At 70.7% G+C, this 20,584-nt stretch carries 19 protein-coding genes; 15 read left to right on the top strand and 4 right to left on the bottom strand.

Annotated features, from left to right (window positions below; all coding sequences use genetic code 11):
- Positions 1 to 92 precede the first annotated feature (92 nt).
- The 7 genes from cyoA (at position 93) to ACXJKQ_RS07715 (ending at position 9,542) form a co-directional block, all read left to right on the top strand.
- Positions 93 to 1,316, top strand: coding sequence for a ubiquinol oxidase subunit II (cyoA, locus tag ACXJKQ_RS07745; protein ID WP_457105184.1), 1,224 nt, complete (start codon positions 93 to 95; stop codon positions 1,314 to 1,316).
- 92 nt (positions 1,317 to 1,408) lie between these two features.
- Positions 1,409 to 3,409 carry a cytochrome o ubiquinol oxidase subunit I gene (gene cyoB, locus ACXJKQ_RS07740; RefSeq protein WP_457105183.1) on the top strand — a complete coding sequence of 667 codons (2,001 nt, stop codon included), beginning with the start codon at positions 1,409 to 1,411 and terminating at the stop codon, positions 3,407 to 3,409.
- Between the two features lie 4 nt (positions 3,410 to 3,413).
- Complete coding sequence (gene cyoC, locus ACXJKQ_RS07735; protein ID WP_457105182.1) at positions 3,414 to 4,046, top strand: cytochrome o ubiquinol oxidase subunit III; 633 nt, start codon at positions 3,414 to 3,416, stop codon at positions 4,044 to 4,046.
- Positions 4,043 to 4,447 carry a cytochrome o ubiquinol oxidase subunit IV gene (cyoD, locus tag ACXJKQ_RS07730; RefSeq protein WP_457105181.1) on the top strand — a complete coding sequence of 135 codons (405 nt, stop codon included), beginning with the start codon at positions 4,043 to 4,045 and terminating at the stop codon, positions 4,445 to 4,447. The genes cyoC and cyoD overlap by 4 nt, the downstream gene beginning before the upstream one ends.
- Before the next feature lie 68 nt (positions 4,448 to 4,515).
- Positions 4,516 to 5,238, top strand: coding sequence for an SURF1 family protein (locus ACXJKQ_RS07725; protein ID WP_457105180.1), 723 nt, complete (start codon positions 4,516 to 4,518; stop codon positions 5,236 to 5,238).
- A gap of 272 nt (positions 5,239 to 5,510) precedes the next feature.
- Positions 5,511 to 7,676, top strand: coding sequence for a methylmalonyl-CoA mutase (gene scpA / locus ACXJKQ_RS07720; RefSeq protein WP_457105179.1), 2,166 nt, complete (start codon positions 5,511 to 5,513; stop codon positions 7,674 to 7,676).
- A 231-nt stretch (positions 7,677 to 7,907) separates the two neighbouring features.
- Positions 7,908 to 9,542, top strand: coding sequence for an alpha-D-glucose phosphate-specific phosphoglucomutase (locus ACXJKQ_RS07715; RefSeq protein WP_457105178.1), 1,635 nt, complete (start codon positions 7,908 to 7,910; stop codon positions 9,540 to 9,542).
- 156 nt (positions 9,543 to 9,698) lie between these two features.
- On the opposite strand, the gene ACXJKQ_RS07710 is transcribed toward ACXJKQ_RS07715, so the two are convergent.
- A complete protein-coding gene (locus ACXJKQ_RS07710; RefSeq protein WP_457105177.1) occupies positions 9,699 to 10,190 on the bottom strand; it encodes a GNAT family N-acetyltransferase in 492 nt (163 codons plus the stop codon).
- 177 nt (positions 10,191 to 10,367) lie between these two features.
- Between ACXJKQ_RS07710 and rpsD the strand changes: the two genes are divergently transcribed.
- Positions 10,368 to 10,985: a 30S ribosomal protein S4 gene (gene rpsD, locus ACXJKQ_RS07705; protein WP_457105176.1), complete on the top strand. Its 618-nt coding sequence runs from the start codon at positions 10,368 to 10,370 to the stop codon at positions 10,983 to 10,985.
- A 147-nt stretch (positions 10,986 to 11,132) separates the two neighbouring features.
- On the opposite strand, the gene ACXJKQ_RS07700 is transcribed toward rpsD, so the two are convergent.
- The gene (locus tag ACXJKQ_RS07700; protein ID WP_457105175.1) at positions 11,133 to 11,441 is read right to left on the bottom strand and encodes a hypothetical protein; all 309 of its coding nucleotides are present in this window, start codon (positions 11,439 to 11,441) and stop codon (positions 11,133 to 11,135) included.
- Between the two features lie 102 nt (positions 11,442 to 11,543).
- Here ACXJKQ_RS07700 and ACXJKQ_RS07695 point away from each other — a divergent pair, with 102 nt between their 5' ends.
- The 5 genes from ACXJKQ_RS07695 (at position 11,544) to ACXJKQ_RS07675 (ending at position 15,228) form a co-directional block, all read left to right on the top strand.
- On the top strand, positions 11,544 to 11,894 hold the full coding sequence (locus tag ACXJKQ_RS07695) for a DUF2293 domain-containing protein (protein WP_457105174.1): 351 nt from the start codon (positions 11,544 to 11,546) through the stop codon (positions 11,892 to 11,894).
- 83 nt (positions 11,895 to 11,977) lie between these two features.
- Positions 11,978 to 12,187 (top strand): TOBE domain-containing protein, encoded by a 210-nt coding sequence (locus ACXJKQ_RS07690; RefSeq protein WP_457105173.1) that lies wholly within the window; start codon positions 11,978 to 11,980, stop codon positions 12,185 to 12,187.
- Positions 12,188 to 12,323: 136 nt separating this feature from the next.
- Positions 12,324 to 13,382 carry a tRNA (adenosine(37)-N6)-threonylcarbamoyltransferase complex transferase subunit TsaD gene (gene tsaD / locus ACXJKQ_RS07685; protein ID WP_457105172.1) on the top strand — a complete coding sequence of 353 codons (1,059 nt, stop codon included), beginning with the start codon at positions 12,324 to 12,326 and terminating at the stop codon, positions 13,380 to 13,382.
- A complete protein-coding gene (locus ACXJKQ_RS07680) occupies positions 13,379 to 14,233 on the top strand; it encodes a GNAT family N-acetyltransferase (RefSeq protein ID WP_457105171.1) in 855 nt (284 codons plus the stop codon). The genes tsaD and ACXJKQ_RS07680 overlap by 4 nt, the downstream gene beginning before the upstream one ends.
- Positions 14,230 to 15,228, top strand: a complete 999-nt coding sequence (locus tag ACXJKQ_RS07675) for an NAD(P)H-dependent glycerol-3-phosphate dehydrogenase (RefSeq protein WP_457105170.1) — start codon at positions 14,230 to 14,232, stop codon at positions 15,226 to 15,228. The genes ACXJKQ_RS07680 and ACXJKQ_RS07675 overlap by 4 nt, the downstream gene beginning before the upstream one ends.
- 15 nt (positions 15,229 to 15,243) lie before the next feature.
- Here the strand turns inward: ACXJKQ_RS07675 and ACXJKQ_RS07670 are convergent, their stop codons facing one another.
- Positions 15,244 to 17,610, bottom strand: coding sequence for a bifunctional diguanylate cyclase/phosphodiesterase (locus tag ACXJKQ_RS07670; RefSeq protein ID WP_457105169.1), 2,367 nt, complete (start codon positions 17,608 to 17,610; stop codon positions 15,244 to 15,246).
- Between the two features lie 221 nt (positions 17,611 to 17,831).
- Here ACXJKQ_RS07670 and ACXJKQ_RS07665 point away from each other — a divergent pair, with 221 nt between their 5' ends.
- Positions 17,832 to 18,248 (top strand): EVE domain-containing protein, encoded by a 417-nt coding sequence (locus tag ACXJKQ_RS07665; RefSeq protein ID WP_457105168.1) that lies wholly within the window; start codon positions 17,832 to 17,834, stop codon positions 18,246 to 18,248.
- 61 nt (positions 18,249 to 18,309) lie between these two features.
- Here the strand turns inward: ACXJKQ_RS07665 and ACXJKQ_RS07660 are convergent, their stop codons facing one another.
- Entirely contained in the window at positions 18,310 to 19,845 is a 1,536-nt protein-coding gene (locus ACXJKQ_RS07660; protein ID WP_457105167.1) for a sensor histidine kinase, read from the bottom strand.
- Between the two features lie 282 nt (positions 19,846 to 20,127).
- Here ACXJKQ_RS07660 and ACXJKQ_RS07655 point away from each other — a divergent pair, with 282 nt between their 5' ends.
- Positions 20,128 to 20,583, top strand: coding sequence for a (2Fe-2S)-binding protein (locus tag ACXJKQ_RS07655; RefSeq protein ID WP_457105166.1), 456 nt, complete (start codon positions 20,128 to 20,130; stop codon positions 20,581 to 20,583).
- Position 20,584: the final 1 nt, after the last annotated feature.

The raw sequence follows: 20,584 nt of genomic DNA, 5'->3' as shown, positions 1-20,584 counted from the left end.
AGAAGCGCCGCGGCAGCGGCTTGGCAAAAGTGCCGCGCGAGCGGCCTGGCAAAAGTGCCGCGCGAGCGGCGTGGGATGACGAGACGCGTGCTGTGACCTCCACGACCGATCGACCCGACAGGACCGAGACCGCGCGCCCTCGGGGCGCAAGCGGACGCCGCCTCCTGCCGCTCCTCGCCCTGCCGCTCCTGACGCTGCTGGGCGGCTGCAACTTCGTCGTCCTGCACCCGGCCGGTTACGTGGCCGAGCAGCAGCGCAACCTCGTGCTGGCGGCCACCGGGCTGATGCTTCTGATCATCGTCCCGGTGATCGCCTTCACGCTGATCTTCGCGTGGCGCTACCGCGCCGGCAACCAGGATGCGGTCTACGATCCGGAATGGCACCACTCGACGCAACTCGAGGTGCTGATCTGGACGGCGCCGCTGATGATCATCATCGCGCTGGGCGCCCTCACCTGGATCGGGACCCACACCCTAGATCCGTTCCGGCCGCTCAGCAAGATCGACCCCAAGCGCGACGTCCCGGCGGGCACGGTGCCGCTGGAGGTCGAGGCGGTGGCCATGGATTGGAAGTGGCTGTTCCTCTACCCGCAATACGGGATCGCCACGGTCAACGAGCTGGCCGCGCCGGTGGACCGGCCGATCCGCTTCAAGATCACCGCCACCGACGTGATGAACACGTTCTACGTGCCGACCCTCGCCGGCATGGTCTACGCGATGCCGGGCATGCAGACGCAGCTCCACGCGGTGATCAACCGCGAGGGCGCCTACGAGGGCCGCTCGGCCCATTACAGCGGCGCCGGCTTCTCCAACATGTTCTTCAAGTTCCACGGCCTGACCAACGACAAGTTCGACCAGTGGATCGCCAAGGCCAAGGCCGAGGGCGGCGAGCTGAGCCAGGAGGCCTACCTGAAGCTCGAGGAGCCGAGCGAGGCCGAGCCGGCGCGGCTCTACAAGGCCTACATGAAGGGGCTCTTCGACCGGATCATCGGCATGTGCCCGCGGCCGGACCAGATGTGCGTCGGCGAGATGGCCAAGATCGACGCGCAGGGCGGCGCCTCCGGCGCGGAGGCTGCCGAGAACTACCGGCGGCTGCAATACGACAACCGGCTCGCCGACCGCGGCGTCGAGGGACCCGGCGCGACGGTCCCGGCCTCGGGGACGGGACCGCACGGCCAAACGCAGCCGCAGGGCATGAAGCCGCGGCCCGACATGGGCAACCCCGACGTCCGGGGGCGGACATCGCCCGAGGGCGCGGGCTCCGGCCAGGGCCGGAGCGAGGGCGACCAGATCGCTCCCAAGCAACTGAACCAATGACGCCATTCAACCACGCAAGCCGCTCGCCGTGAGAGCGGAACCCACGCACGAGACCGGCGGTCGCCGTCGAACCCACTGAACGGGCCGATCCCATGTTCGCAAACCTGGACCTCCAGCAACTGCTCTTCGGTCGATTTACGATCGAGCAGATCCCCTACCATGAGCCGATCCTGCAGGCGACGTTCGCCGGGGTCGCCGTGGTCGGCCTCGCCGTGCTCGGCGTCATCACCTACTACCGTTTCTGGGGGACGATGTGGCGTGACTGGATCACGTCGATCGACCACAAGAAGATCGGCATCATGTACTGCATCTTCGCGGGCGTGATGCTGCTGCGCGGCTTCGCCGACGCGATCCTGATGCGCTCGCAGCAGGCCGTGGCGTTCGGCTCGGAACAGGGCTTCCTGCCGCCGCACCACTACGACCAGATCTTCACCGCCCACGGCATGATCATGATCTTCTTCGTGGCGATGCCGTTCGTCACGGGGCTCATGAACTTCGCCGTGCCGCTGCAGATCGGCGCCCGCGACGTCGCCTTCCCGTTCCTGAACAACTTCAGCTTCTGGATGACGGTGGCCGGCGGCATGCTGGTGATGGTCTCGCTGTTCGTCGGCGAGTTCTCCCGCGCCACCTGGCTCGCCTACCCGCCGCTCTCGGAGGCCTCCATGAGCCCCGGCGTCGGCGTCGACTACTACATCTGGGCGCTGCAGATCGCCGGCATCGGGACGCTGCTCTCGGGCATCAACCTGATCGCCACCATCGTGAAGATGCGGGCGCCCGGCATGACCATGATGAAGCTGCCGATCTTCGTCTGGTCGTCGCTGTGCACCAACATCCTGATCGTGGCCGCCTTCCCGATCCTCACGGCCGTTCTCGCGATGCTGTCGCTCGACCGCTACGTCGGCACGCATTTCTTCACGAACGACCTCGGCGGCAACGCCATGCTGTACTTCAACCTGATCTGGATCTGGGGTCACCCGGAGGTCTACATCCTGATCCTGCCGGCCTTCGGCGTGTTCTCGGAGATCACTTCGACCTTCTGCGGCAAGCGCCTGTTCGGCTACACCTCGATGGTCTACGCACTGGTGGTCATCACCATCCTCGCCTACCTCGTGTGGCTGCACCACTTCTTCACGATGGGCTCGGGTGCGGACGTGAACTCGTTCTTCGGGATCACGACCATGATCATCTCGATCCCGACGGGCGCGAAGATCTTCAACTGGATGTTCACCATGTACCGCGGCCGGATCCGGTTCGAGGTGCCGATGCTCTGGGTGGTGGCGTTCATCGTCACCTTCGTGATCGGCGGCATGACCGGCGTCCTCTTGGCCGTGCCTCCGGCCGACTTCGTGCTGCACAACTCGCTGTTCCTGATCGCGCACTTCCACAACGTAATCATCGGCGGCGTGCTGTTCGGCATGTTCGCCGGCGTGACCTTCTGGTTCCCGAAGGCCTTCGGCTTCAAGCTCGACGAGTTCTGGGGGAAGGTCGCCCTCGTGTTCTGGGTCACCGGGTTCTACGTCGCCTTCATGCCGCTCTACGTGCTCGGCCTGATGGGCGTGACCCGGCGCATGCAGCATTTCGACGACCCGTCGCTGCAGATCTGGTTCGTGATCGCGGCCATCGGCGCGGCGCTCATCGCCTGCGGCATCGCCTCGCAGATCATCATGTTCGTGGTCTCGATCCGGAACCGCGACAAGCTGCGCGACCTCAGCGGCGACCCGTGGGGCGGCCGGACCCTCGAGTGGTCCACCTCCTCGCCGCCGCCGGACTACAACTTCGCCTTCACGCCGGTGGTCCACGATTCCGACGCGTGGTGGGACATGAAGAACCGTGGCTTCGACCGCCCGCTCAAGGGCTACAAGCCGATCCACATGCCCAAGAACACCGCGACCGGCGCGATCCTGGCGGGCCTGAACTTCGCCTTCGGCATCGCCATGATCTGGTACGTCTGGTGGCTGGCGATCCTCAGCTTCGTGGCGATCTTCGTCGTGGCGATCGCCCACACCTTTAATTACAATCGCGACTACTACATTCCCGCCGACGTCGTCAGTCGGACGGAAGGTCAGCGGACGCGCGAACTGGAGATGGCGTGATCCGATGATGCACGCGGAGACTGCACCCCCCGGCGCCGCGGCGCCGGTCTTCTACCAGACCGACGAGGAGGGCCATCATTCCGAGGGCTCGACCATGCTCGGGTTCTGGCTCTACCTGATGAGCGACTGCCTCATCTTCGCGACCCTGTTCGCGACCTACGGGGTGCTCGGGCGCAGCTACGCGGCCGGCCCCACCCCGAAGGAGCTGTTCGACCTGCCGGGCATCGCGGTGAACACCGCCATGCTGCTGTTCTCGTCCATCACCTACGGCTTCGCGATGCTGGAGATGGACCGGGACCGGGTGAGGCAGACGCAGATCTGGCTCGCCATCACCGGCCTGTTCGGCGTCGCCTTCGTGGCCCTGGAGATCCGGGAGTTCGTCCACCTGTTCCACGAGGGCGCGCCGCCCTGGCGCAGCGCGTTCCTGTCCTCGTTCTACACCCTGGTCGGAACCCACGGACTGCACGTCTCCATGGGCATCCTGTGGCTCGTCGTGCTGATGGTGCAGGTCAGCAAGCGCGGCCTGATCGTCGAGAACAAGCGCCGGCTGATGTGCCTGTCGATGTTCTGGCACTTCCTCGACCTGATCTGGATCGGCGTCTTCACCGTCGTCTACCTGATGGGAGTGCTCGAATGAGCGCCGACGCACGCCACCTCACCGGCCACGGTCAGGACACGCACGACGCCCACGCCCACAGCGAGGGCGGGCACGGCAGCTTCCAGAGCTACATGACGGGCTTCGTCCTGTCGGTGATCCTGACGGTGATCCCGTTCTGGCTGGTGATGGGCAACGTCCTCGACAACAGCCTCGTCACCACCCTGGTCATCCTGGCGCTCGGCGGCGTCCAGATGGTCGTGCACGTCATCTACTTCCTGCACATGAGCACGAAGTCGGAGGGCGGCTGGACCTTCATGGCGCTGATCTTCACCATCACGCTGGTGGTGATCATGCTCGCCGGCTCGGTGTGGGTCATGTACCACCTCAACCACAACATGATGCCGATGGATGCCCACGACGTCATGAACAACGCCCGCTGAGCGCGCGTCCGGAGACGAGGCCCGCGGGGTCGGCGGGGGGCCTGAGCCCCTCCCCGGCCCCGCTCTCGTTGCTGCGGCGCGCCGTGTTCGGCGTCGGCGCGGGCCTGGTCTTCGTCGTGCTCCTGGGGCTCGGAACTTGGCAGGTGGAGCGGCGGGCCTGGAAGCTCGACCTGATCGCCCGGGTCGAGGCCCGGGTCCACGCCCCGCCCGTGCCGGCCCCCGGTCCCGCCGCGTGGGCGCGCGTCGGCCCCGACGACGCCTACCGGCACGTCCGGCTCGCGGGCACCTTCCTGCACGATCGCGAGACCCTGGTTCAGGCCGTCACCGAGCTGGGCGGCGGCTTCTGGGTGCTGACGCCCCTGCGCCGTCCCGACGGGTCCCTCGTGCTGGTCAACCGCGGCTTCGTGCCCGGCGCCCGGCGGGATCCGGCGACCCGGGGGGACGGGCAGGTCGCGGGCGAAGCGACGGTCACCGGCCTCCTTCGGCTGACCGAGCCGAAGGGCGCCTTCCTGCGCTCCAATGACCCGAAGGACGACCGCTGGTATTCCCGCGACGTCGCGGGGATCGCGGCGGCGCGGGGCCTCGCTGACGTCGCCCCCTACTTCGTCGATGCCGACGCGACGCCCAATCCCGGCGGCCTGCCGGTGGGCGGCCTCACGGTGGTCGCCTTCCCCAACAACCACCTCGTCTACGCACTCACGTGGTACGGGATGGCGCTGATGCTGGCGGGGGCGGTGGTCTACCTGCTGCGGGGCGGGCGCAGGAAGGACGGGGTTGCGGAAGGGCGCTGAGGGATATCGTTTCACGCAGCCCTTTTCCCGGGCGCATGGAGCGCCAGCGGAATGCGACCCGGGATCGAGCGCAAGACATCGCGAAGCGTCATCATTCAGTGCCGCTTCGCGGCGCTTCCCCTGCTGGATCCCGGATCAGGTTCCGCTTCGCTCCACCTGTCCGGGAAAGGGCGCGGCGGATAGCACCCGTCGAAGGCTCGACCACAGGGGGAGTAGCCCGCTCCGAGCGCGTCTCTATAATGGCGTGACAAACGCCACAACGAGTCAGCGCCATGACCTCCCGCATCCCGAACTTCGCCGAAATCCCGTTCTCCGGCGAATCCCTCGCGGTCGCGGCTCCGGCGCTGGCCGAGCCCTGGATGACCCCGGAGGGCATCCCGGTGAAGGGCCATTACGGGCCGGAGGACCGGGCGGGCATCGAGTTCCTCGACACCTATCCGGGGATCGCGCCGTTCCTGCGCGGCCCCTACCCGACCATGTACGTCACCCAGCCCTGGACGATCCGGCAATATGCCGGCTTCTCCACGGCCGAGGATTCGAACGCCTTCTACCGCCGCAACCTCGCGGCCGGGCAGAAGGGCCTGTCGGTGGCCTTCGACCTCGCCACCCACCGCGGCTACGATTCCGACCATCCCCGCGTCTCGGGCGATGTCGGCATGGCGGGCGTGGCGATCGACTCGATCTACGACATGCGCACGCTGTTCTCAGGGATTCCCCTCGACGAGATGACCGTGTCGATGACGATGAACGGCGCCGTGCTGCCGATCCTCGCCCTCTACATCGTCGCCGCCGAGGAGCAGGGCGTGCCGCCGCAGAAGCTCGCCGGCACGATCCAGAACGACATCCTCAAGGAGTTCATGGTCCGCAACACCTACATCTATCCCCCCAAGGGATCGATGCGGATCATCTCGGACATCTTCGCCTACACGTCGAAGAACATGCCGAAGTTCAACTCGATCTCGATCTCCGGCTACCACATGCAGGAGGCCGGGGCGACGAACGACCTGGAACTCGCCTACACGCTGGCCGACGGCGTCGAGTACATCAAGGCGGGGCTGGCGGCCGGGCTGACCATCGACCAGTTCGCCCCGCGCCTGTCGTTCTTCTGGGCGATCTCGACCAACTTCTTCATGGAGGTCGCCAAGATGCGGGCCGCGCGCCTGATCTGGGCGAAGCTCGTGAAGGGGTTCGATCCGAAGTCCGAGAAGTCCCTGGCCCTGCGCACCCACTCGCAGACCTCGGGCTGGTCGCTCACCGCGCAGGACGTGTTCAACAACGTCACCCGCACCAACATCGAGGCGATGGCGGCGACTCAAGGGGGCACGCAGTCGCTCCACACCAACGCGCTGGACGAGGCCCTGGCGCTCCCCACCGACTTCTCGGCCCGGATCGCCCGCAACACCCAGCTGTTCCTCCAGCAGGAGAGCGGCACCACCCGGATCGTCGATCCCTGGGGCGGCTCCTACTACGTGGAGAAGCTCACCGCCGACATGGTGGCGCGCGCCTGGGAGCACATCCGCGAGGTCGACGGGCTCGGCGGCATGGCCAAGGCGATCGAGGCCGGCATCCCGAAGCTCCGCATCGAGGAGGCCGCCGCCCGCGCCCAGGCGCGGATCGATTCCGGCCGTCAGACCATTGTGGGCATCAACAAGTTCCGCGCCGACGACGAGATGGCGATCGAGCTGCTGCGGGTCGACAACGGCAACGTCCGCCGGCTCCAGATCGACAAGCTCAAGCGCCTGCGCGCCGAGCGCGACGAGGCCGCGGTGTCGGCCCGGCTCGACGCGCTCACGAAGGCCGCCGACGGCGCCGGCAACCTGCTGGAACTCGCCGTCGAGGCGGCCCGCGCCAAGGCGACGGTGGGCGAGATTTCCGAGGCCCTGGAGAAGGCCTGGGGCCGGCACCGCGCCGAGATCCGCTCGATCTCCGGCGTCTACAAGCGCGAGGTGGGGGGCATGTCGCCAGTGGTCGAGGAAGTCCGGGCGCTGGTCGAGGCGTTCGAGGAGAATGACGGCCGCCGGCCGCGCATCCTGGTCGCCAAGATGGGCCAGGACGGGCACGATCGCGGCCAGAAGGTGATCGCCTCGGCCTTCGCGGATCTCGGCTTCGACGTGGATATCGGGCCGCTCTTCGCCACGCCGGCGGAGGCCGCCCGCCAGGCGGTGGAGAACGACGTGCACATCGTCGGCGTCTCGTCGCTCGCCGCCGGCCACCTGACCCTGGTGCCGGAGCTGAAGGCGGCGCTGACCGAGCAGGGCCGGGACGACGTGATGATCGCCATCGGCGGCGTGATCCCGCCGGGCGACTACGCGGCGCTGACGGCGGCGGGCGCGGCGGCGATCTTCCCGCCCGGCACGGTGATCGCGGAGGCAGCCGCCAAGCTGATCCGCGCGCTGAACGAGCGGCTGGGCTACGCGGCCCGGCAGGCGGCGGAGTAGCGGTGCGGTACGCTTCGATCCTGCCGTCATCGCGAGCGTAGCGAAGCGACCCAGGGCCGCGCGACCCCGGTGAGCGCGGCGCCGCTGGATTGCTTCGCTCCGCTCGCAAAGACGGTTCCGTCGTCTGATCCCCCGAAACGCCGTAAAAAAAGTCCGCCCCTGTCGCCGGGGCTGGTGACGCCGCGCCTCCGCGCGGGCATTGAGGCGGGAGAGCCCGGGAGACGCCCGCTTATGACGACCCCGACGACCGTCGCCACCACGCCCTTCCCCGACCAGAAGCCGGGCACCTCCGGCCTGCGCAAGAAGGTGCCGGTGTTCCGGCAGCCGAACTACGTCGAGAACTTCGTCCAGGCGATCTTCGACACCCTGCCCGACAAGGCTGGGGCCACCCTGGTGCTCGGCGGCGACGGCCGCTTCCTCAACCGCGAGGTCGTGCAGAAGACCCTGCGCCTCGCCGCCGGCAACGGCTTCGGCCGGGTCCTGGTCGGGCGCGGCGGCCTGCTCTCGACGCCGGCCGCCTCCTGCGTCATCCGGAAGGCCAAGGCGCTCGGCGGCATCATCCTGTCGGCGAGCCACAACCCGGGCGGGCCGGACGGCGATTTCGGCATCAAGTTCAACGCCGCCAACGGCGGCCCGGCGCCGGAATCCCTCACCGACGCGATCTTCGCGCGCGCCAAGGCGATCACGGAATACCGCCTCGTTGAGGCCCCCGACCTCGACCTCGACACGCTGGGCGAGACCCGGCTCGGCGCCATGACGGTCACGGTGATCGACCCGGTGGCCGACTACGCCGAGCTGATGCGCACGCTCATCGACTTCGACGCGGTGTCGCGCCTGTTCGCCTCCGGCTTCCGCATGCGCTTCGACGCCATGAGCGCGGTGACGGGGCCGTACGCGACGGCGATCCTCGAGGGGATGCTCGGCGCCCCCGCCGGCACGGTGGTCAACGCCGTGCCGAAGGAGGATTTCGGCGGCCACCACCCCGATCCCAACCCGGTCCACTGCCACGACCTGTTCGACCTGATGCAGGGCCCCGCCGCGCCGGATTTCGGCGCGGCGTCCGACGGCGACGGCGACCGCAACATGATCGTGGCCCCGGGCCTGTTCGTGACGCCGAGCGACAGCCTCGCGCTGCTCGCCGCCCACGCCCACCGGGCGCCCGGCTACGCGGGCGGTCTCGCGGGGGTCGCGCGCTCCATGCCCACGAGCCGCGCCGCCGACCGGGTCGCGGCCGCCCTCGGCATCGCGGCCTACGAGACCCCCACCGGCTGGAAGTTCTTCGGGAATCTTCTCGATGCCGGGCTGATCACCCTGTGCGGCGAGGAGAGCGCCGGCACCGGCTCGAACCACGTCCGCGAGAAGGACGGCCTCTGGGCGGTGCTGCTCTGGCTCAACATCCTGGCGGCCACCGGCGAGCGTGCCGACGCGCTGGTGCGGGCACATTGGCGGACCTACGGGCGCGACTACTACGCCCGCCACGATTACGAGGAGGTGGATTCGGACGCCGCCAACGGCCTGATGGACGCGCTCCGTGACAAGCTCGCCGGGCTGCCGGGCACCCGGATCGGCGACCTCACGGTGTCGACGGCCGACGAGTTCGCCTATCGCGACCCGGTTGACGGCTCGCTCACCGAGCGCCAGGGCATCCGGATCGGCTTCGCCGAGGACGCGCGGGCGGTGTTCCGGCTGTCGGGCACCGGCACCGCCGGGGCGACGCTGCGGGTCTATCTGGAGCGCTACGAGAACGCGCCGGACCGGCTCGACCTGCCGGTGGCCGAGGTGCTGGCCCCGGTGGCGGCGGCCGCCGGCGCGATCGCCGAGATCGAGCCCCGCACCGGAAGGCCTGAGCCGAGCGTGGTGACCTGAGGGGGGCCGGGAGACCGGGCCTCCGGTCCGCGCCGGGGCGACAGGCCGTCTTTGCGAGCGCAGCGAAGCAATCCAGAGGCGCCACGCTCTACGGCGGCGCGCCACCCTGGGTCGCTTCGCTGCGCTCGCGATGACGGCAGGGCCGGCGCCGATTTCTCAAACTAAGTCCTTCACCATGTGCACGGTGACGTCGTCGTCGCGGGTCCGGCCCGGTCCGTCATAGGGCGCCTCCCGCTCCACCCGGTAACCGAGCGCGCCGTAGAGGCGCAGGTTCGCCGTGTACTTCCTGTTGGTGTAGAGGCGCAGCCGCGCCAGCCCGGCCTCGGCCGCGACGGCGTCGGCCCGTCCCATCAGCCGGCTGCCGAAGCCCTGGCCCTGGAAGGCCGGATGAACCGCCACGTTGACGACCAGCAGGTGGTCGACCTCGGCCTTCGTCTCGATCAGGCCGGCGAGGACCGTGTCGGCCAGCAGCAGGTCGAAGCGGTGGTCCCGCACCGCCTGCGCGTAATCCGCCTGCATGGGAATCGGCAGGCGGCCGATCACCGGGATCCACTTGGTGTAGGCCGCCCTCACCAGCGTCCGGATCGCCGCCACGTCCGCGGACCCACCGCGCCGGACTGTCACTGCCTCGTCGATCCGACTGTCCATGGTTGACCGCAGCGCCCCCGTCCCCTAAAGACCCGCCCGTCGAGGGGGCTCCGGGCGGAGCCCCCTCGCGTTTTCACGCGCACCCGTGGGCGGGATCCTCCTGCCCTGTCGTCCCGGACATCCTGTCCGGGAAAAGGAGGGCGCGTTCCTCATTCTCGTCACGAGAGGACGCGAAACATGTCGAAGCGGATTCAGGCCAAGCACAAGCTCGACCGCCGCATGGGCCAGAACATCTGGGGCCGCCCGAAGAGCCCCGTCAACCGCCGCGAGTACGGCCCCGGCCAGCACGGCCAGCGCCGCAAGGGCAAGATGAGCGACTTCGGCACGCAGCTGCGCGCCAAGCAGAAGCTCAAGGGCTATTACGGCAACATCACCGAGAAGCAGTTCCGCCGCTACTACGCCGAGGCGATCCGCCTGCGCGGCGATTCCGGCGAGAACCTCGTCGGCCTCCTCGAGCGCCGCCTCGACGCCGTGGTCTACCGGGCGAAGTTCGTCGCGACCCCGTTCGCTGCGCGCCAGTTCGTCAACCACGGGCACGTCAAGGTGAACGGCGTCCGCGTCAACATCCCGAGCTATCAGGTGAAGGCCGGCGACCTCGTCGAGGTCAAGGAGTCGTCCCGTCAGCTCGAGATCGTCATCGTGGCGACCCAGCTCCCCGAGCGCGACGTGCCGGACTACATCGAGGCCGACCACGCCAAGATGACCGCCCGCGTCACCCGCATCCCCAGCCTGTCCGAGGTGCCCTACCCGGTGCAGATGGAGCCGAACCTCGTCATCGAGTTCTACTCCCGCTGATCCTGTCGCAGCGCGCGACCGATGGAGGGGCTGCCCGTGCGGGCGGCCCCTTCGCGTTTTCCGGAGCCTCCGTCCGAGGTGGGCTTCCGGTCTTCGGGAACCGGAGCCGCGTCCCGGTTCCGCCGTCCGGGCCGAGGCGCCGCGGCCTCAGCAGCCGTGGCAGATCGAGCCCATCGTGTGGCGCATCTTGCTGTCCCATGCCTTCGAGCGGGCCTCGGCCGCCTTCTGAGCCCTGATCATCTCGGCCTGGTTCACGGGCTGCGGCATCCCGGTGGCCGCGGTGCCGCCCGGGGGCTTGGTCTGGCCGGTGGCCGTGATGCGGCGGGCGGGCGCGGTACCGGCCGGAGCCGGGGACGCGGCCGAGCCCGGGTTCGCGCCCGACATCGGGCTCTGGGCCAGCGCCGGTGCCGCCCCGAGCAGGAGGCCGAGCAGCACCGCGGGACGAAGAATTGCCATGGACCTGATCTCCCCGGCGGAGGATCCCGTGCAGGCCCCGCCTCATCCGGCAGCGATCCTATCCGATCACGCCGTTAAAATCATGCCGTTGGCAGGCCCCCGATGAGCGCCGCACCACCGCCTCCGAACCGCCGGGACGCCGTCGCCGCCGCGCTGGCCCGGCTCGCCCCGCGCCTGCCGGATTTCGAAGCCGAGGCCGTCCTCGACCGGGCGCTGGCCAGTCCAGGCCTGCGCCGCGCCGCCCCCGAGACCGCGGCGCGCCTCGCCCTGGTGACGTACGCGCGCCACGTCTTCACCGAGTACGACGACCTGCTGGCCGACGGCTACGACCGGGACAGCGCCCGGCACTTCGTCCTCGACGACCTCAACGCCGCGCTCGTCGCCTGGGGCGCCGCGCCGATCCCCGAAGCGGCGGCGGCGGAGTCCGGCGAGCCGGAGGGCGATCCGCGCTGAGGTGGTCGCGCGGTGCGCCGCCTTGCTGTAGGAGAGCCGCCCGAGCCCGCCCGGCGCGGCTCTCAGAATCGGGCAGCCACACGATGAAGATCAGTGCGCGCAACGTCCTCAAGGGGACCGTCGTCTCGGTGGACAAGGGGGCGACCACCTCCCACGTCAGGATCGAGATCAGCCCCGGCCAAGTGGTCACCGCCTCGATCACCAACGAAGCCGTCGATGCCCTCAAGCTCGTCGCGGGCGGATCCGCCTACGCGGTGATCAAGGCCTCCGACGTGATGGTGGCGGTCGACTGAGGCGCACGGGTAGCGCGCCGGCCCCGCCGGGGCGCGAACCCCCGCTAACGCTGCGGCCCCGGATGCCGCTATGACATCCTGAGCGGCAGGACCCGGCGCGAGGCGGCAGCGGGTTCGGACCGGAGGAGTTCCACGCGTGCAGAAGACCGTGCTCGGCATCGAGACCACCTGCGACGAGACCGCCGCCGCGGTGGTCTCGGTCGACGAGGAGGGCGTCGGTCACATCCGCGCCAACGAGGTGCTGAGCCAGATCGCCGAGCACGCGGCCTATGGCGGCGTCGTGCCGGAGATCGCCGCCCGCGCCCATGTCGAGGTGCTCGACCGGCTGATCGCCCGCGCCCTCGACCGGGCCGGGATCGGCTTCCCCGATCTCGATGGAATCGCAGTGGCGGCCGGACCCGGGCTGATCGGCGGCGTCCTGGTCGGCCTCGTGACCGCCAAGACCCTGGCGCTGGTGACCCGCAAGCCGCTGCTCGCCGTGAACCACCTGGAGGCCCACGCCCTCACCGCGCGGCTCACCGACGGGATCGCGTTCCCCTACCTGCTGCTGCTGGTCTCTGGCGGCCATACCCAGCTCGTGGCCGTGCGCGGAGTCGGCGATTACGTGCGGCTCGGATCCACCATCGACGACGCCATCGGGGAGGCCTTCGACAAGGCCGCCAAGCTCCTCGGCCTCGGCTACCCGGGCGGCCCCGAGGTCGAGCGCATGGCCGAGACCGGGGATCCCGAGCGCTTCGCCCTGCCCCGGCCGATGCTGGGCCGGCGCGAGGCCGACTTTTCCCTCTCCGGCCTCAAGACCGCGCTTCGGATCGAGGCCGAGCGGATCGCGCCGCTCGCCGAGCGCGACGTGGCCGACCTCTGCGCGGGCTTCCAGGCGGCCGTGGTCGACGTGATCGTGGACCGCGCCCGGGTCGCCCTGCGCGCCTTCTCGGGCGTGGCCGGCCGGCCCACCGCCCTGGTGGCGGCGGGGGGCGTTGCGGCCAACGGCGCCGTCCGGCGCGCCCTCGCCGCCCTCGCCGGCGAGGCGGGTCTCAGCTTCGTGGCGCCGCCCCTGCCGCTCTGCGGCGACAACGGCGCCATGATCGCCTGGGCCGGGCTGGAGCGCCTGCGCCTCGGTCTGGTCGACGACCTCACCGCCCCGGCCCGGCCCCGCTGGCCCCTGGCGGCCGATCCCGGCCGGGCGGCGGCCGGATGAGCGCGGCCCGGCGCGCGGACTGGCGGGATCTGGTGGGGCGCCGCCTGCCCGCTGCCGCCCGGCCGGACTGGCCGGTGCGCCTCGACCATTGCTTCGCCCGCATCCTCCTCGACAACGCCTGCGGCGGCCCCTGGCGCGACCATGTCCGCCCGCCCGCCCACGCCACCATGCCCATGGATCGGCTCGAGGTTGCGATCGCGCTGGGCGAGGCGGTGCTCGCGGGCTGGGCGGATCTCGCCCTGCTCAACCGCCGGTCGCTCGCATGGCGCGGCAAGATTGCCACCGCTCCGGTGCCGGGCGCCGTTCGGGACGGCGACCTGCTCCTGCGGCGCTGGCGCCCGGCGGACACGGCGCCCTTCGCGGCGCTCAACGCCGATCCGGCGGTGATGGCCCATTTCCCCCGGCCCCGGACCGGGGCGGAGAGCGCCGCCGAGGCCGGCCTCTGCGATCGCCGCTTCGTGGCGGACGGGTTCGGCCCCTGGGCTCTGGAGCATGCGGGCCGGTTCATCGGTTTCGCCGGCGCGATGCGGATCATCAGGCCCCTGCCCTTCCCGGGCGGCGACCGGCCGGGGAGCACGGTCGAGTTGGCCTGGCGCCTGGCGCGGGATTTTTGGGGCCGGGGCTTGGCCACGCGCGCCGCGCGGCTGGCCCTCGCCGACCTCGCCGGACGCTGCGGCATCCGCGCAGTCGTGGCCTACACGGCGGCGGGCAACCTGCGCTCCCAGGCGGTCATGGGGCGCCTCGGAATGGTTGCGGCCGGGACGTTCCCGCATCCGGCGGTTCCCGAGGGGCCGCTGCGCGCGCACGTCCTGTACCGGCTGGATGGCGTCGACAGGGAGGCTGCGGCATGAGGGCCGAGACCGCGATCAACGTCGTCGGCGGCGGCGCCTGGGGGACGGCCCTCGCCAATGCCGCCGCCGGGACCGGCCATCCCGTGACCCTGTGGCTGCGCGACCGGGAGGCCGCCGCCGCCCTCCAGGCGAGCCGGGAGAACCCGCGCTACCTGCCGGGCGTGCCGCTCCATCCGGGCATCCGGGCGACCGCGGAGGCGGAGGACCTCGCTGGCGCGCGGGCGACCCTGCTGGTCGTGCCGGCCCAGACCGTGCGCGGCGTGCTGGAGACCCTGCGCGCGCCCCTGGCCACGGCGGGACCGGTGGTCCTCTGCGCCAAGGGGATCGAGCGCGGCAGCGACAGTTTCATGAGCGCGGTGGCGGGGCAGGTGCTGCGGCCGGGGACGCCGGTGGCGGTCCTGTCGGGGCCGAGCTTCGCGGCCGACGTCGCCCGGGGCCTGCCCACCGCCGTGACCCTGGCGGCGGCCGATCCCGGCCTCGCGGCGGCCTTGTGCGCGCTGCTCTCGGGGCCGAGCTTCCGGCTCTACCACACCGACGACGTGCGCGGCGTCGAGGTCGGCGGCGCCGGCAAGAACGTCCTGGCCATCGCCTGCGGGATCGTGGCGGGGCGCGGGCTCGGCGAGAGCGCCCGGGCGGCGCTGATCGCCCGCGCCTTCGCCGAGCTGATGCGCTTCGCCCGCGCCTTCGGGGGGCGGCCGGAGACGCTGATGGGTCTCTCGGGCCTCGGCGACCTCGTGCTCACCGCCTCCTCGCCGCAATCGCGCAACTTCGCCTTCGGCCAGCGGCTCGGCGCCGGGGCGAGCCCCGCCGAGGCCGCGGGCGGCAGGCTCGCCGAGGGGGCGTTCACCGCGGCGGCGCTCACCGGCCTCGCCGCCGCTAAGGGAATCGAGATGCCGGTGGCGGAGGCCGTCGCCGCCATCGTGGCGGGCCGGGCCAGCGTCGACGACGTGATCGCGGGGTTGCTGGCCCGGCCGCTGCGCGGTGAGACCGACTGAGCCCGCGGCGCCGGCTCACGCCACGGCGGCCGCCGGCCCCGGTGCGGTCCCGTGGGTGTGGTCGGCGAAGCGCGCGATCGGCGCGGGCCGGCCCAGCAGGTAGCCCTGGGCGATGGTGCAGTGCTCCGCGGCCAGGAAGGACAGCTCCTCGTCCGTCTCCACCCCCTCCGCCACCACGGCGAGCCCCAGGCCCCGCCCCAGCCCCAGCACGGAGCGCACGATCGCGGCCCCCTGCGGGTTGCTGTGGACTGCCTTGATGAACGAGCCGTCGATCTTGATCCGGTCGAACGGGAAGGAGCGCAGGTTCGAGAGCGAGGAGTAGCCGGTGCCGAAATCGTCCATGGCGATCTGGACGCCCAGGGCCTTGAGCTGGCGCAGGGTGAGCAGCGCCCGGGCCGGATCCCGGATCAGGGCGGTTTCTGTGATCTCGATCTCCAGGCGCTCCGCCTTCAGGCCGCACGCGAACAGGGTACCGTGGACGAACTGGACGAAGTGCGGGTTATGGAGCTGCACCGCCGAGACGTTGACGGCGATCGCCAGCGGGTTCGGCCAGCCGGCGGCCGTCCGGCAGGCCTCCCGCAGCACCCAGGCGCCGATCTCCAGGATTGCCCCGGTTTCCTCGGCGATCGGCACGAACACGGCCGGCGAGATGGTGCCCCGGTCGGGATGGTGCCAGCGCAGCAGCGCCTCGAAGCCCGTCACCACGCCGGTCTCGATCCGGCTCTGCGGCTGGTAGACGAGGGCCAGCTCGCCCCGGACCACCGCGTGGCGCAGATCGTGTTCCAGCTGCCGCCGGTCCCGGATCTGCGCGCCCATGCTGGCATCGTAGCGGCGGCAGGTGCCCCGGCCCTCGTTCTTGGCCCGGTAGAGGGCCGCGTCGGCGTGGCTCAGGAGCGCGCGCTGGTCCGCGGCGTCGTCGGGATAGACCGCGATGCCGATGCTGGAGGCGATCACCGGGCCGGAGGCCGCCGGCACCGCCGCCAGGGTGGCCAGGATCCGCTCGGCCAGCCGCTCGGCCGAGCCCTCCCCCTGCGGCGTCAGGATGGCGAACTCGTCGCCGCCGAGCCGCGCCATCAACTGCTTGGGATCGAGCAGCCCGCCGACCCGGAGCGCGAACTCGCGCAGCATCGCGTCGCCGGCCGCGTGCCCGAACAGGTCGTTGACCTCCTTGAAGCGGTCGAGGTCGAGGCACAGCACGGCGAGCCGGGCGCCCTGGTTGTCCGCCGCGCGCATCTCCCGCTCGAGCCGGGTGTGGAAGCTCGTGCGGTTGGCGAGCCCCGTGAGCGCGTCGTGATGAGCGAGGTAGTGGATCTGGCTCTCCGCCCGGCGCCGGGCGCGCAGGTCGCGCACCGCCACGGCGTGGTGCGGCTGGCGGCCGTAATCGGCCACCGGGCGCATGATCACCTCCACCGGGATGGGGCCGCCGCCGGCCGGGATGAGATCCGCCTCCAGGGGCTGGTCCGCCGTTCCGCCCGCGGGCGCGAGGCCCGGCAGGTACGTGGCCAGGCTGGTGCCCACCAGGGCCGCCGCCTCGAGACCCGCGAGGCGGGCGAAGGCCTCGTTGGCGCTGACGATCTGGCCGCCGCGGCACACGACGAGCCCCTCCACGGCCGCATTGGCGAGGCTGCGCAGGCGCTCGCGCTCGGATTCGGCGCGGCGGCGCTCCCGCAGGTCGAGCAGCAGCGCCGCCCCGGCGAGCAGCAGGATCAGGCAGCTCGCCAGCGCCACGGCCCCGGCGAGCCACGTCGTCCGGATCGCGCTCGAAGGGATCTCCACCAGGGGATCGGGCAGGATGGACACCGCCCCCATGCCGGTGAAGTGGTGACCGCAGATCGCCAGGATCAGCAGCGCGGCGCCGCCGTATCGACGCCGGATCGTGGGTGCCGACAGGCCGACGCTCAGGGACGCGGCCCCGAGCACCGCGCCGATCCCGATCGAGGCGACTACCAGGGCCGGGCTCCAGACGAGGTGTCCCGGCACCTGATAGGCGGCCATGCCGGTGTAGTGCATCGCCGCGATGCCGCCGCCCACCACGCCGCCGCCGAGCCCCGCCTGCACCGTCCGGCCGGACACGGCCAGGGCGAAGCCGAGCCCGGTGATGGCGACGGCATCGGCGTAGGAGAGGATCGTCAGCCCGATGCCGTAGCCCGACGGCAGACCCGGCTCGAAGGCGAGCATCGCCAGGAAATGGGTCGCCCAGATTCCGGAGCCCCCGGCGGCGGCCGCGACGGCGAGCCACGCGTAGCGGCTGTGACCCCTGGCCCGGCCGACATGGATGAGAAGCTCCATGGCGGTCGTGCTGGCCAGCGCGCAGATCAGCGCTGCCAATGCGACTAGCCACAGGTTGTGTTCACCAATAAAACAACCGATCACGGACAGCATGCAGGCAACCAAGAGGTGGCTGGTGAGGACCCTCCTGATCTTTTGGCATGCAAAATTTAAAATTTGACCGGCCTGCGCGCGGAATATCCCGATCTCAACAGGGGCACATCTTCGCCCGCGGGCGCCGGCCTTGCGAGCCGCGGGCGGTCCGTGCGCGCGGGGGGAAGCTGGGCTATGGCGGGGCGTGCCGCCCGGCCGGGCGGTCCTCGGGGACTTCAGCGATGGCGTACTGGCTGTTCAAATCCGAGCCCGCGACCTGGTCGTGGGCGCAGCAGGTCGCGGCCGGGGAGGCCGGCACGTACTGGAACGGCGTGCRCAACCACCTCGCCAAGAAGCAGCTGATGGCCATGCAGGTCGGCGAGCAGGGCTTCTTCTACCACTCGAACGAGGGCAAGGCCGTGGTCGGCATCGTGGCGGTGATCCGGCCCTACTATCCCGACCACACCGACGAGACCGGCCGCTTCGGCATGGTGGACGTGAAGGCCGTGCAGGCGCTGCCGCGCCCGGTGACGCTCGAGGCGATCAAGGCCGACCCGGCGCTGGCCGACATGGTGCTGGTCAACAATTCCCGCCTGTCGGTTCAACCGGTGACCGACTCGGAATGGACCCGGATCCGCACCCTCGGCGGCCTCGACTGAGTGCGAAGCGGGATGCCCCGCCCATCCCCCCGCTTCGACCGAGAAGGCCCGGGCGGGCGAGTCACGCCGCGCGGTTGAGCGGGCTGCGCGCGGGTGCCACGGTCTCCGGATCGACATCGACGGCCGACAGCGTGTCCATCACCCGGGAGGCCGGCAGGGTCACCACCACCTCGGTGCCCTCGCGAGGCTTCGAGGACAGCTGGAACTGCCCGCCATGCAGCTCCACCAGCCCCTTCACGATCGGGAGGCCCAGCCCCGAGCCCTGCTCGGCGGTCTTGATCGCCAGGGAGCCGCGCCCGAACGAGGACAGGACCGTGCCGAGTTCGTCCTCGGGGATGCCCGGGCCGCTGTCCTTCACCGAGACGTACTGGCCTCCCGAGGCGGTCCAGCCGACCTTCAGCCAGATCGCGCCGCCGGGGGGCGTGAACTTCACGGCGTTCGACAGCAGATTCAGCACGATCTGGCGTAGCGCCCGCTCGTCCGCCCAAAGCCGCGGCAGCGCGCTGTCGACAAGGTCGTGGAAGGTCTGGTTCTTCGCCTTCGCGCGCAGGCCCATCATGTGGCGGCACTCCTCCACCACGTGGGCGAGCTGCACCGCCTCTTCGTTGAGTTCGTAGCGCCCCGCCTCGATCCGCGACAGGTCGAGGATCTCGTTGATCAGGTTCAGGAGATGCATCCCGCTGTCATGGATGTCGTGCGAGTATTCGCGGTAGGACGGCGCCGTGTGGACGCCGAACACCTCGTTCTTCATCACCTCCGAGAAACCCAGGATGGCGTTGAGCGGCGTGCGCAGCTCGTGGCTCATGGTGGCAAGGAAGCGCGACTTGGCGAGGTTGGCCTCCTCGGCCCGGCGGCGGGCCTCGTCCGAATTGGCCTTGGCCTGCTCCAGCTCGCCGAACACCGCGTCCTTCTCGGCGCGGGAGCGCAGGGCCCCCACCGTCGAGGTGTAGAGGCGCCGCGAGAGGCCGAGGAAGAAGATCTGCGCCCCCCCGGCCATCACCACGAGCATCAGAAGGTCCATCCCCTGGGAGAAGGCGGCGAGCGAGGCGGTGGCGACCGCCAGCGGCACCAGGGCGGCGATGGCCGCCAGCGGCACCGTCGCGGCCAACATGGTGGTGACGGCGGCCGCGATGACGAGGCCGAACAGTGCGAAGGTCCAGCCGCCGGTGGTGCCGAGCCCGATCATCGCCGACCACGAGAGGCTCTGCAGCACCTCGCCGATCAGGAAGCGGCGGCGCCAGCGGGCGAGGGGGATCGTCGCCGGATCGGTGCGGAGGAAGCGCCGGCTCAACGTGGTGTTGAGCGTGATCATCAGGAACACGACGAGCGCCCAGGCCGCCGCCACAGCCGGCGCGATCCAGAAGGTCGCGGCCGTGGCGAGCGCCGCCGCGAACCCCACCAGCGGGATCCCCGCCCCGGCCCGGTAATGGGCGTAGTGACGCAGCAACTCGAAGTCGAAGGCCCGCTCCAGCCCGGTCTGCGAGGTCAACTTCTCGCGGGCCGAGCGGATCTCGCGGGCGACTCCGCGGCGGCGCGCCGCCTCCTCCGTCGAGGGACCGCGACCGCGCTGGACCATCTCGACGGTGAGATCGGGCATGCGCGTCTTGAAACTCGGCTCGAATGCGCGGGCGGGCGAAGATGGCTGGGAAGCACTGCGCGAGGATGAGGCGGATGTGTTAAGAAGCGGCTGCCGGTATCCCTTCAATCTTAAGCATCGCGGGCTGTATCGAGACTGGCCTGCCGCCGGATTGAAGTGCGCTGCCGCACATCGTGTCCGGGCACGCGATCGCTAAGGTCCACGGGGGCGGTGGTGCCTCCGGACGGGGCGTCGGGCCGCGCTCGGGGGCCGGACGCACGCGTCGAGAGAGGGTCGCCGACCATGCCGAATCTCACCGTGAACGGCGTCACGCACGCCATCGACGCCGACCCGGACATGCCCCTGCTCTGGGTGCTGCGCGACCGGCTCGACGCCACCGGGACCAAGTATGGCTGCGGCATCGCGCAGTGCGGCGCCTGCACGGTCCACCTCGACGGCCAGCCGGTCCGGTCCTGCCAGACCCGGCTGGGCGATGTCGGCGCTGCCCAGGTGACCACCATCGAGGGCGTGTCGGGCCGGGTGGCCGAGGCCGTCCAGGCGGCGTGGCGCAAGCTCGACGTCGTCCAGTGCGGCTACTGCCAGTCCGGCCAGATCATGTCGGCGATCGGCCTGCTCTCGGGCAACGCCAAGCCGAGCGACGCCGACATCGACGGCGCCATGGACGGCAACATCTGCCGCTGCGGCACCTACCAGCGCATCCGCGCCGCGATTCACGAAGCCGCGCGCAGCCTCGCCTGAT

This window comes from Methylobacterium sp. P5_C11 (assembly GCF_054049775.1).
Note: the sequence above shows the minus strand (reverse complement) of the source record. Positions and strands in the feature narration are given on the sequence as shown.